Raw genomic sequence first — 12,171 nt, 5'->3', positions numbered from 1 at the left:
CGTCACCTCTCAGACCAGGCGGTTCTGGATCAGGAACTCGGCCAGGCGGTTGCCCCCGTCGCCGTCGTCGACGATCACCTGTCCGGCCGCGCGCGCGGGACGGGGGGCGATCGCGATCATGATCGAGCGCGCGACATCGGGGTCGTCCGCGTCGATGCCGAGATCGGCGAGCGACAGCGTCTCGATGGGCTTCTTCTTCGCCGCCATGACGCCCTTGAAGCCGGCCATGCGCGCCTCGGGCATCGCCTCGGTGATCGAGATGACGGCGGGCAGCTCGGCACGGATGCGGCGCACGGCGCCATCGCCGGGACGATCGCCTTCGACGGCGTCCTCGGCGAGCTCGACGCGGGCGAGGCCCGTCGCGGAGGCGACCCCCAACCGCTCGGCGATCATGGCGGGGATCACGCCGCCCACACCGTCGGTGGACTGGTTGCCCGCGATGACGAGGTCGAAACCGGTCCGCGCGACGGCGGCGGCGAGAACCTGGGCGGTGAGTCCGAGGTCGGCGCCGCGGAGCGCGTCGTCGACGATCTGCACGGCGGAGCCCGCGCCGAGCGCGAGGGCCTTGCGCAGCGTTGGCGTCGCCTCGTCGGCGGCCATCATCATCGCCACGACCTCGGTGCCCGCGTGCGCGTCTGCGTACGAGAGAGCCGCCTCGAGGGCGCGCTCCCCGATCTCGTCGATCACGCGATCGCTGGCGGCGCGGTCGGCGAGTCCGGTCTCAAGGTCCAGGACGCGGTCACCGTAGGTGTCGGGGACTTCTTTGACCAGCACGACGATTCTCATGGGGCGGTGCTCCTTCGACAGGACGAGTCTAGACGACACTCGGTGTCAGCGATGGCGGAACTCAGGCGCACGCTTCTCGCGGAAGGCGGCCATGCCCTCCTTCTGGTCTTCGAGCGCGAAGAGCGTCGCGAAGCTCTGCTTCTCGAACCTCAGCCCTTCCGTCAGCGTCGTCTCCTGTGCGGCCCGCAGCGCCTCCTTTGCGGCGTAGACGACCGGCAGCGACTTCGAGGCGATGGCCTCGGCGACCTCCATCGCCGCATCCCGCAGCTCGGCCGCGGGCACGACGCGCGAGACGAGTCCCGCGCGCTCGGCCTCCTCGGCCCCCATGCGACGGCCGGTCAGCACGAGCTCGGCGGCCTTGTACGCGCCCACGGCACGGGTGAGCCGCTGGGTGCCCCCGAGCCCCGGGATGACCCCCAGGGCGATCTCGGGCTGACCGAACTGCGCGGTGTCGGCGGCCAGGATGATGTCGCAGATCATGGCGAGCTCGCACCCGCCGCCGAGGGCGAAGCCGGCGACCGCGGCGATCAGCGGGGTCCGGGCCCGCGCCACCTCCTCGAGGGCGGCGAACGGGTTGTCCACGAGCATGTCGCGCGTCGACTTGTCGGCCATCTGCTTGATGTCGGCTCCCGCGGCGAACGCGCGTTCATTCCCGGTGAGCACGATCGCCCCGATGCCCTCGTCGGCGTCGAAACCGGCGACGGCGGCGGCGAGCTCACCCACCAGGGTCGAGTTGAGGGCGTTGAGGGCGTCGGGACGATTGAGGGTGATCCACCCGACACGGCCGTGCTGCTCGACGAGGATCGTCTCGTAGGTGCTCATCTGCCCATCGTGGCATGACCGCACCCGCGCGCGGCAGGGCCGCGCCCCGGGGAATTCCCCCTCAGACCCGTTCGATGATCAGGGCGTTCGCCATGCCGCCGCCCTCGCACATCACCTGCAGCCCCCGGCGCCCACCGGTGTGCTCCAGGTAGGCGATGAGCGTGCCGAGCAGCCGGGTGCCGGATGAGCCGAGCGCGTGCCCGAGCGCGATCGCGCCGCCCCAGGGGTTCAGACGCGCGGGATCGGCGCCGAACTCGTCCAGCCAAGCGAGCGGCACCGAGGCGAACGCCTCGTTCACCTCGTACGCGTCGATGTCGTCGATCGTGAGTCCCGCGCGATCCAGGATGCGGCGCGTCGCCGGGATCGGCGCGGTGAGCATCATGAGCGGGTCGTCGCCCACGACGGCGAACGAACGCAGAACGGCGCGCGGGCGCAGCCCGAGTTCCGCCGCGCGTTCGGCGCTCATGAGCAGCACGGCGGAGGCGCCGTCCGTCAGCGGGGAGGACGATCCGGCGGTGACGCGCCAATCCAGCTCGGGGAAGCGCGCCGCGGCGGCGTCGGTGCGAAACGCCGGAGGCAGGGCCGCCAGCGCGTCCGCGGTCGTGGCCGCACGGATCGTCTCGTCGACCTCGACGAGACCGGCCGGCGACTCGACGGGCACGAGCTGCGAGGCGAACAGTCCCGCCGCAGCCGCCGCTGCGGCGCGGTGGTGGGACTCGGCCGCGTAGGCGTCCAACGCCTGGCGCGACAGGCCCCACTTCGCAGCGATGAGCTCGGCGGCGATGCCCTGCGACACGAGCCCCTCGGGGTAGCGCTCGCGCAGCAGCGGCGAGACGGGAGACCCGGATGCGGCCGCCGAGCCCAGGGGCACGCGACTCATCGACTCGACCCCGCCGGCGATCACGACATCGGCCGTCCCGGCCATGATCGCGTGCGCCGCAGACTGAACGGCCTGCTGGCCCGAGCCGCACTGCCGGTCGAAGGTCGCGGCGGGCACCGTCTCAGCGAAGCCGGCCGCGAGCACGGCCTGTCGCGCGACGTTCGTGGACTGCTCAGCGACCTGGCTGACGCAGCCGAGCAGCACATCGTCGACGAGGGCGTCCTCGAGGCCGTTGCGCTCGACGAGGGCGCGCAGCGCGCCGGCGGCGAGGTCCACGGGATGCACCCCGCTGAGCGCACCCCCGGGCTTGCCCCGGCCCGAGGGCGTGCGCACCGCGTCGACCAGCACCGCCTCGCGCACGGACTCAGCCCTTCTCTTCGGGCCGCTCGCTGACATGTTCTGCCGCCTCGTCGGGGACGTAGCCGGCGACGTGGCGTTCGTCGGGGCCGTTGTACACCGAGAGCGGGCGGATGAGGGCGTTGCTGCTGTACTGCTCCATGATGTGCGCCGTCCATCCGACCACTCGCGCGGCCACGAACAGCGGCGTGAAGGTCACCGTGTCGAACCCGATGAGGTTGTAGGCGGGCCCCGACGGATAGTCGAGGTTGGGGTAGATGCCCTTGCGCGCCACGAACTCGCTCTCGAGCGCGTCGTAGAGCCGTGCCACATCCGGACGGTCGTAGTGGGCGACGAGGTCGTCGAGCGCCGCCTTCATGGTGGGCACGCGGGAGTCGCCGCGCTTGTAGACACGGTGTCCGAAGCCCATGACCTTTCGCTTGTTCGCGAGTGCATCGTCGAGCCAGGCGGTGACGTTCTCCGCATCGCCGATCTCGTCGAAGATGTGCAGCACCGCTTCGTTCGCGCCGCCGTGCAGCGGTCCCTTCAGCGCTCCGACCGCGCCGACGACGGCGGAGTGCAGATCGCTGAGCGTGGAGGCGATGACCCGCGCGGTGAAGGTGGAGGCGTTGAACGAGTGCTCGGCGTACAGGATCATCGATCGGTTGAAGGCGTCGACGACCACCGCATCCGCCTCTTCACCGAAGGTCATCCAGAGGAAGTTGGCCGCGTAGTCCAGGTCGTCGCGCGGCGGGATCGGGAGCTGTCCGCGGCGGCGGCGCTGGCCGTAGGCGACGATCGCCGGCAGCGCGGCGAACAGCCGGAGGCTCCGCGCAAGGTTCTCCTCGGGAGTCCCGACAGCATCCAGCACCGACCCGACACCGGCGAGATCCGCGGCCCCCAGCACGCTCAGCGCGGTGCGCACCTCGTCCATCGGATGCGCGTCGAGCGGCACGAGCTCGATCGCCGACTGCACGGCCGCCGTCAGCGGCCGGTGCTCCCGCTCGACGCGGCGGAGCTCGGCGAGCTGCTCGTCGCTCGGCAGCTCGCCGTGCCACAGGAGGTACGCCACCGCCTCGACCGGCTGTGTGGCGGCGAGCTCTTGTACGGGGTAGCCGCGGAACAGCAGCGAGTTGGTCTCGGGATTGACCTTGGAGATGGCGGTCTCGTCGGCGACGACTCCCGCCAGTCCCTTCCGGATCTGGTCCTGCTCGGTCATGTCACTCCTTCGTGCTGGGCCGCGCGTCACGGACGCGTGTAGGTGAAGATGCTGTCGTCGAAGCTGTTGTACTGCTCGTAATCGATCAGGTCGTAGAGCTCGGCGCGATGCTGCATCTCGCCGAGCTTGTCCCGCAGATGCCCTTTGTCGACGAGGTCGTCCAGCGCCCGCTCGGCGGCACCCATCGCGATGCGCAGCAGCGAGACCGGCCAGATCACGATGTTCACCCCCACGTCGCGCAGCTGGTCGACCGAGAAGAGCTCGCTCTTGCCGAACTCGGTCATGTTGGCGAGGATCGGCACGTCGACGGCCCCGCGCATCGCCTCGAACTCATCGAGGCTCGCCAGTGCCTCCGGAAAGATCGCGTCCGCGCCCGCATCCACGAGCGCCTTCGCGCGGTCGATCGCCGCCTCCAGCCCCTCGATGGCGCGGATGTCGGTACGCGCCATGACGAGGAAGTCGGGATCGCGGCGCGCGTCGACGGCGGCACGGATGCGGCGCAACGCCGTCTGCTCCTCCACGACGGCCTTGCCGTCGAGATGTCCGCAGCGCTTCGGGTTGATCTGATCCTCGATGTGTGCGCCGGCGACGCCGGCGTCCTCGAGCATCTGGATGGTGCGCGCGACGTTCATGGGCTCGCCGAATCCGGTGTCGGCGTCGATGAGCGCCGGGAGTTCCGTCGTCCGGGCGATCTGAGCCCCGCGCCCGGCGACCTCGGTCAGGGTCGTCAGGCCGATGTCGGGAAGCCCGAGATCGGCCGACAGCACGGCGCCCGAGATGTAGACGCCCTCGAAGCCCTTGCGTTCGATCAGGCGCGCGGACAGCGGATTGAAGGCGCCCGGCAGCCGCATCAGCTCGCCCGACGCGAGCCCGGCGCGCAGCGCACGACGCTTGTCGGATGCGGAGGCGGTCGACCCGAGCATCAGAACAGCCCCTTCGGCGCCGGCTGCGACAGCAGCAGTCCCGGCTTCGCGACGATCGAGAGCTGACGCACCTCGTGGGCGGACAGTTGCGGCAGACGCTGCACGAGCTCGAGGAACCGCTCGATCTCCGCTTCCTCCAGCACGGGCTCCGCCAGCAGTCGGAACTTGCGGACGTAGTCCTCGCGGGCGAAGGGCCGGGCTCCCAGCGGATGCGCGTCGGCGACGGCGATCTCGTCCTCGATGATTGATCCGTCGGTCAGGGTGATGACCACGCGCCCGCCGAAAGCCTTCTCGTCGGGGTCCTCGGAGTGGTAGCGGCGGGTCCACTCGGCATCCTCTGCCGTGGTGACCTTGTTCCACAGCTCGACGGTGTCCGCGCGCTCCGCACGCTCGGGCGCGTAGGAGTCGACGTGGTGCCAGGTGCCGTCCTGCAGCGCGACCGCGAAGATGTACGGGATCGAGTGGTCCAGCGTCTCGCGGGATGCGGTCGGGTCGTACTTCTGCGGGTCGTTCGCCCCGGAGCCGATCACATAGTGCGTGTGGTGGCTGGTGTGCAGCACGATCGAGGCGATGCTCGCGGGATCGCGCAGTTCGGGTCGTTCGGTGCCGAGCTTGCGGGCCAGGTCGATCCACGCTTGGGCCTGATACTCGGCGGAGTGCTCCTTGGTGTAGGAGTCCAGGATCGCCCGCTTGGGCTCGCCCGCAGCGGGAAGCGGCACGTCGTACGAGGCATCCTTGCCGTCGAGCAGCCACGCGACGACGCCGTCCTCGCCCTCGTAGATCGGCGAAGGGGAGGTCTCGCCGCGCATCGCACGGTCGACGGCCTCGACCGCCATCTTGCCGGCGAACGCAGGCGCGTGGGCCTTCCAGGTGGAGATCTCGCCCTTGCGGGACTGCCGGGTGGCGGTGGTCGTGTGCAGCGCCTGCCCGACGGCCTGGTAGATCGTCTCGGTGTCCAGGCCCAGCAGAGTGCCGATGCCGGCGGCGGCCGAGGGGCCGAGGTGCGCGACGTGGTCGATCTTGTGCTTGTGCAGGCTGATCGCGCGCACGAGGTCGATCTGGATCTCGTAACCGGTCGCGATGCCGCGCACGAGCGCCTCACCGTCGGCGCCGACGTGCTGCGCGACGGCGAGGATGGGCGGGATGTTGTCGCCCGGGTGCGAGTAGTCCGCGGCGAGGAAGGTGTCGTGATAGTCGAGCTCGCGCACGGCGACGCCGTTGGCCCACGCCGCCCACTCGGGCGAGGTGCGGCGCTCGAGCGCGCATCCGAACACCGTCGCGCCCGCGCCGCCGACCGAGACGGCGTGATCGAGCGCCTGCTGGCGAGCGGCGACGACGGGACGACGGGTGAGGGATGCGGCGGCGACCGCCGCGTTGTCGATGAGCCGGTTGACGATCATGTCGACGACGTCCGGGTCGACCGCCACGGGATCGGTGGCGACCTCGGCGATGTGCCAGGCGAGCTGGCCCTCGCGGGCGAGCTTCTCTTCGCTCGTGTGGACGCGGAGGTGGTGCGTGATCATGCTGCTCCCGGGGTGGATCGTGCGACGCGGGGGGCGTCGGATGCGTCGGCGAGCGACGCGAGGATGGCGGTCAGGGCGTGGTGCAGGTGCACGTGGGTGGCGTGCGCGGCGAGTTCGGCGTCGCCGTCGGCGATCGCGCGCGCGATGAGGCGATGCTCGGCGGCGGAGGCGGCGAGGCGTGCGGGGTTGTCTCGCGCGAGGCGGCGCACGCGGACGAGGTGGGTGCGCACGGTCCGCAGTGCGGCGATGAGATAGTCGTTGCCGACGGCGGCATCCAGCGCCTGATCGAACTGCGCGATCGTGGCGTAGTAGGCGTCCGCATCCGCCTGGGGGTCCTCGGCCGACCAGCGTTCGGCGAGCGCGGCGAACGGCTCGCCCGGAGCCCCGTCGGCGACGCGTTCCGCCGCGATGCGGGCGGCCGATTCCTCGAGCGCGCGGCGCACGGCGAAGAGAGCGCGGATGTCGTCGGCGTCGATGTCGGTCACGACGGTGACCCGCGGCGAGGCCTGTGCGACGAGACCGTCGGCGGCGAGGCGCCCGATGGCCTCTCGCAGCGGCGTGCGGCTCACGCCGAGCCGTCGCGCCTGCTCCACCTCGGCGAGCACCGTGCCCGGCGCAAGGTCACCGGACTGGATCTGCTCGAGAAGAGTGCGGTACGCACGGTCGCTCGCCCGCATCCCGCCTCCTCTGCTATCGCCGCTGAACTCGCACAGTGTATGCATAAACCACCCCCAGACGCCAGCCGGCGACGCTTTCGGCGGCTTGGGTATACACAATGCGTCAGGAGCGTTCAGTCGTCGAGGTGCGGCGCGAGGGCGTCGAGCACGGGGCGCTGAGCGGCCACCAGCAACTCGCGCGCGTCGTCGATCCTCACCCACTCGGCGCGATCCACTTCGGGGAACGACTCCCTGCGCCCCGAGTGGGGCGGCCACTCGAGCGAGAACTGACCGAACCTCATCCCGACCAGCGCGAAACCGTCGGCGTCGAGCGCGAACACCCGGAGGCGTTTGCCCGACGAGTAGCGGAACTCGCCGAGCTCCACCCGTTCCCCGGCGGGCGGGGTGAGGCCCAGCTCCTCCTCGAACTCCCGCTCCGCGGCGGCGAGGGGGTCTTCGGATGCGGGGTCGTACTCCCCCTTCGGGATCGACCACGCCCCCGCCTGCTTGCGCTGCCAGAAGGGCCCACCCATGTGCGCGATCAGGACCTCGGCGGTGTCGGGCCGGAAGAGGAGGAGCCCCGCGCTGTACGCGGTCATGGCCGCACCCCGTCGCTTCTTCGCCGCACCCGTCCACGCTAGCCGGGTCTGAGACCGCGAGGGTCGCCGGGGCGCTATCGCCGCCGCTCGAAGGCGGCGCGAAGGCTCCTCAAGAGCAGGAGCAGCCCGCCGAGTCCGACCACCGCACCGAGGAACGGGAACAGCGGCACCTGCGCGGTGAGGTGCGGACCCGCATCCGAGACACCCAGCAGGACCGCCGAGATCACGAGGGCGATGCCGACCAGCGTTGTCGTGAAGCGCGAGAACAGCTGCTCCACGAACCCGCGACCGGTTGCGTCGTCGAAGCTGCGCAGGCGCACCGAGAAGGTGCCGTCCTCGAGCTGCTGGCTGAGGGTGGAGAGCGTCCGCGGCATTCGCCGCAGCTGCTCACTCACGATCGCCGCCTGCGTCTGCGCCGTGAGCGCGAAGCTCTTCGGCGAGGTCAGTGCGCGCATGAAGCTCGGGGCCTGCGACAACGCCCGGCCGACCATGTCGTAGTCGTGGCGCAGGCGCCGCAGCGACCCCTCAAGCGAGGCGAGGGTGCGAAACACCAGCAGGAGCGAGGGCGGCAGGGCGAGCCGGTGATGGCGCATGACGTCCACGAGGGCGGCGAAGACGTTCTGGTCGACACCCGCGTTGTGCATGCGGGTGAGGATCACGCCGATGTCATGCTGCAGCACAACCTGGTCCAAGGTGTCGGTGTCGGGCGGGGTCACGAGCATGAGCACGATGTCGGTGGCGGCGACGTCGTCCTCGTTCGCGATCGCGACCAGCAGCGGCAGCAGCAGGCGACGCATGCTCTTCTCGAGCACCCCGACGGAGCCGAAGTCGATGAGGGTGACGGTGCCGTCGGCCGCGAGCATGAGGTTGCCCGGATGCAGGTCGGCGTGGAAGACACCCCGGACGGCGATCTGCTCGAAGACGGCGTCGACGACCGCGTCGGCGATCCTCGTCGCCGCATCCGGGTCGAGCGTCGACGCGTCGACGTGGCCGAACGGGATGCCCTCGGCGCGCTCCTGCACGAGCATCTGCGCGGTCGTGTACTGCGCGAAGACCTTCGGCACGGCGAGCGGCGTCAGCTTCGAGCGGGACGCCGCCCCCCGCAGCATCTCGGTGTTGGCGGCCTCGATGCGGTAGTCCAGCTCCTCCCGCAGCGATCTGGCGAACTCCGCGGCCAGCGCCGTCACGCCGTAATCGCGCGCCCACGTGGTGTGGCGCTCCGCATCCGCTGCCAGACGTTCGACGATGTCGAGGTCGGTCGCGACCTGGGCGCGCGCGCTCGGGCGCTGGATCTTGATGACGACCTCCTGGCCGTCCTGCAGCGTCGCCGCGTGCACCTGCGCGACGGATGCGGCCGCCAACGGCGTCTCGTCGACGCACGCGAAGACCTCTTCGAGCGGTCTGCCGAGCTGCGTCTCGATCGCGTGACGCGCTTCGACCCACGGGATCGGCACGGTCTCCATCTGAAGCGTCGACAGCGCGGTCGTGAACTCCGGCGGCAGCACGTCGTCGCGGGCGGAGAGCACCTGGCCGATCTTGATGAAGGTGACGCCGGCGTCGTTCAGTGCGGCGACGATCGCCGCGGGTAGCTCTTCGCGATCGGGGCGGTGCCGCCCGCGGTAGACACCGAGCCCGTGCCGCGAGGCGATGGAGATGATCTCGGCGTAGCGGCGAGCGCGATCACGACGCCGGAACAGCTCTCGCACGACGACGACAGGATTGCGCATCGGTCGAGTCGGCCACAGGAACTCCAGTGCGACGATCGCGATCACGTCGATCGCGAAGAGCCACCCGATCGTGAGCAGCAGGAACAGCACGCCGATCGCGTCGTGGACGGCGAGCACGTCGCCGTCGACGACCCCGGCCTGCTGCAGCGCCCACAGCGCGAGGGGCGAGCCCGCCACCACGACGAGCGCTCCGGTGACGAACGGACGGATCCACCCGATCGGCATCCCCAGGAGCCGGCGCGCGACCCACGCCGCGACACTCGCGAACACGAGGACGAACAGAATCACCCACACGATCTGCGGCATCGCACCCTCCCCTGTGCGACGACGCTATCGCGTCGGTGGCGAGACCGGGGGCTATCCGTGGCGGGTCAGTCGACCGGGGTCGCCGCGGCGACCGCCTGGTCCTCCTCGGTCGCCACGAGCTGCCCGCACGCCCCATCGATCTCCTTGCCGCGGGTGTCGCGCAGCGTCGTCGGGATGCCGGCATCGTTCAGACGCCGCACGAACTCGTTCTGCACCGGGCGCTCGGACGAGGTCCACACCGAACCGGGCGTCGGGTTCAGCGGGATCGGGTTCACGTGCACCCAGCCGCGACCGCGCGCGTTGAGCTTCTCGGCCAGCAGATCCGCGCGCCACGCGTGATCGTTCATGTCCTTGATCAGCGCATACTCGATCGACACGCGCCGGCCCGTCTTCTCGAAGTAGCCGCGCGCGGCGTCGAGCACCTCGTCGACCTTCCACCGCGAGTTCACCGGGATGAGCTCGTCGCGCAGCTGGTCGTCGGGCGCATGCAGTGACAGGGCGAAGGTCACCGGGATGTCCTCGTCCGCGAGCTTGCGGATGGCGGGAGCGAGCCCCACGGTGGAGACCGTGATGCCGCGCGCGCTCATGCCCAGCCCGTGCTTCTTGTCGGTCATCACGCGCACCGCGTGCATGACGCGGGCATAGTTCGCCAGCGGCTCCCCCATGCCCATGAACACGATGTTGGTGACGCGCTCGTCCGGGTGCTCGGCGGGCCCGAGCCCCCCGTCGCGGATCAACCGGTTGGCGCGGACGATCTGCTCGACGATCTCCGCGGCGCTCATGTTGCGGGTGAGCCCCGCTTGACCGGTGGCGCAGAAGGGGCAGTTCATGCCGCATCCGGCCTGCGACGAGACGCACAGCGTGATGCGGCCGGGATAGCGCATGAGCACGGATTCGACGAGGGCCCCGTCGTGCAGTTTCCACAGGAACTTGATCGTGTCGCCGCGGTCGGTCTCGAGCCGGCGCACCTCGGTCAGCAGCGGCGGCAGCAGGCCCGCCACGAGCTCCTCGCGACCGGATGCGGGAAGGTCCGTCATGAGCGAGGGGTCGCTCGTGTAATGCGTGAAGTAGTGCTTCTCCAGCTGCGCAGCGCGGAACTTCGGGAACCCGAGCTCGACGAGCTTCTCGGCACGCTGCTCGTGCGTGAGGTCGGCCAGGTGCACCGGCGGCTTGCCGCGCTTGGGGCTGGCGAACTGCAGGAGCGGCCGGCCACTGTCGTCCTTCTGCTGCGACCAGCCTTCGGTGCGGGGGCGCACCTGGCGCACGGCGGATGCGGCGTCGCGAGCCGCGGCCTGGCGGATGGGGGGCTGGTCGGTCATGCCCTCCAGGCTACCGGTGCACGGCTGCCAGGGCCCTGGGCGAGGGCGTCGAGGATCGCCCTCCCCGTTAGGATGCACGCATGCCCTCACCCGAAGGGCGCGACGGCGCGCGCGAGAATCACGTCGTCGCGCACAAGGTCCTCAACAACAACGTCGTCATCTCGATCGACGAGCACGGCCGCGAGCGCGTGCTGATGGGTCGCGGCCTCGGCTTCCAGCTGAAGCCCGACGACCGGCTGGATCCCGCGAAAGTCGAGAAGACCTTCGTGCTCGACTCCGGAGCCGAGGGCGATCGGGAACGGCAGCTGCTCACGGACGTGCCCTACCCCGTCATCGAAGCGGTGACCGGCGCGGTCGATCTGGCCGAACGCGAACTCGGCCACCACCTCGGTCGCCGGCTGGTCATCCCGGTCATCGACCACATCCAGTACGTACTGGAACGGCTCGACCAGGGCGTGCGCATCCCCGCCACGCACATGCCCGAGCTGCGCGTGCTGCATCCGCACGAGTTCCGCGCCGCCGAGCACATGGCCGCGCACATCGGCGCCGCGCTCGACCGGGAGCTGCCGCCCGAGGAGGCCGTCTTCCTCACGATGCACCTGCTCAATGCGACGCGTGACGAACCCAACGGCACCGCAGCGCTCCTGTTTCGACGCGTGCAGCACGTGGCGACCATCGTCGAGACGGGACTCGGGGTCACCCTCGACGTCGAGAGCCCCGACTATGCGCGGTTCATCCTGCACGTGCAGTTCCTGCTGCAGCGGCTGGTCTCCAAGACCATGCTGCGATCGAGCGACACCTCGTTCTTCGAGTTCGCCAAGCACAGCTACCCGCGCTCCTACGCGATCGCCGAGCAGGTGAAGGCCTATGTGCGCGCGGCCACGGGGTCTGATCTGACCGACGAGGAGCTGCTGTATCTCATCGTGCACGTCGAGCGACTCGCATCCCAGGTGGGCGCCAAGACCGATCCGGGCGACGCTGGCGGCGGCATCGAAGAGGTGCTACGGTAACTCGCGCAGGGCGTCGTCGCTCTGCGGACGCGACGGATTGTTACTGCGGCAGCAGGCAAAACCTG

General features: G+C 70.3%; 11 protein-coding genes. 1 reads left to right on the top strand and 10 read right to left on the bottom strand.

Features of this window, described 5'->3' with window-relative positions:
* Nucleotides 1-9: 9 nt before the first annotated feature.
* The 10 genes from SK224_RS12455 to rlmN form a co-directional block, all read right to left on the bottom strand.
* Complete coding sequence (locus SK224_RS12455) at nt 10-786, bottom strand: electron transfer flavoprotein subunit beta/FixA family protein (protein ID WP_320434997.1); 777 nt, start codon at nt 784-786, stop codon at nt 10-12.
* A gap of 45 nt (nt 787-831) precedes the next feature.
* Entirely contained in the window at nt 832-1,608 is a 777-nt protein-coding gene (locus SK224_RS12450; protein WP_320434996.1) for an enoyl-CoA hydratase-related protein, read from the bottom strand.
* Nucleotides 1,609-1,669: 61 nt separating this feature from the next.
* The gene (locus SK224_RS12445) at nt 1,670-2,848 is read right to left on the bottom strand and encodes a thiolase family protein (protein ID WP_320434995.1); all 1,179 of its coding nucleotides are present in this window, start codon (nt 2,846-2,848) and stop codon (nt 1,670-1,672) included.
* A gap of 4 nt (nt 2,849-2,852) precedes the next feature.
* The gene (locus tag SK224_RS12440; protein WP_320434994.1) at nt 2,853-4,043 is read right to left on the bottom strand and encodes a bifunctional 2-methylcitrate synthase/citrate synthase; all 1,191 of its coding nucleotides are present in this window, start codon (nt 4,041-4,043) and stop codon (nt 2,853-2,855) included.
* 26 nt (nt 4,044-4,069) lie between these two features.
* Nucleotides 4,070-4,966, bottom strand: coding sequence for a methylisocitrate lyase (gene prpB, locus SK224_RS12435; RefSeq protein WP_320434993.1), 897 nt, complete (start codon nt 4,964-4,966; stop codon nt 4,070-4,072).
* Entirely contained in the window at nt 4,966-6,489 is a 1,524-nt protein-coding gene (locus SK224_RS12430) for an MmgE/PrpD family protein (RefSeq protein WP_320434992.1), read from the bottom strand. Before SK224_RS12430 ends, prpB begins: the two co-directional genes overlap by 1 nt.
* Nucleotides 6,486-7,166, bottom strand: coding sequence for a GntR family transcriptional regulator (locus SK224_RS12425; protein ID WP_320434991.1), 681 nt, complete (start codon nt 7,164-7,166; stop codon nt 6,486-6,488). The genes SK224_RS12430 and SK224_RS12425 overlap by 4 nt, the downstream gene beginning before the upstream one ends.
* Nucleotides 7,167-7,279: 113 nt before the next feature.
* The gene (locus tag SK224_RS12420) at nt 7,280-7,744 is read right to left on the bottom strand and encodes an NUDIX domain-containing protein (protein ID WP_320434990.1); all 465 of its coding nucleotides are present in this window, start codon (nt 7,742-7,744) and stop codon (nt 7,280-7,282) included.
* A 74-nt stretch (nt 7,745-7,818) separates the two neighbouring features.
* A complete protein-coding gene (locus SK224_RS12415) occupies nt 7,819-9,777 on the bottom strand; it encodes an ABC1 kinase family protein (protein WP_320434989.1) in 1,959 nt (652 codons plus the stop codon).
* 65 nt (nt 9,778-9,842) lie between these two features.
* Nucleotides 9,843-11,096: a 23S rRNA (adenine(2503)-C(2))-methyltransferase RlmN gene (gene rlmN, locus SK224_RS12410; protein WP_320434988.1), complete on the bottom strand. Its 1,254-nt coding sequence runs from the start codon at nt 11,094-11,096 to the stop codon at nt 9,843-9,845.
* 80 nt (nt 11,097-11,176) lie between these two features.
* Here rlmN and SK224_RS12405 point away from each other — a divergent pair, with 80 nt between their 5' ends.
* Entirely contained in the window at nt 11,177-12,106 is a 930-nt protein-coding gene (locus tag SK224_RS12405) for a PRD domain-containing protein (RefSeq protein WP_320434987.1), read from the top strand.
* Nucleotides 12,107-12,171 lie beyond the last annotated feature (65 nt).

The organism is Microbacterium sp. BG28 (genome assembly GCF_034044005.1).
GTDB lineage: Bacteria > Actinomycetota > Actinomycetes > Actinomycetales > Microbacteriaceae > Microbacterium.
Note: the sequence above shows the minus strand (reverse complement) of the source record. Positions and strands in the feature narration are given on the sequence as shown.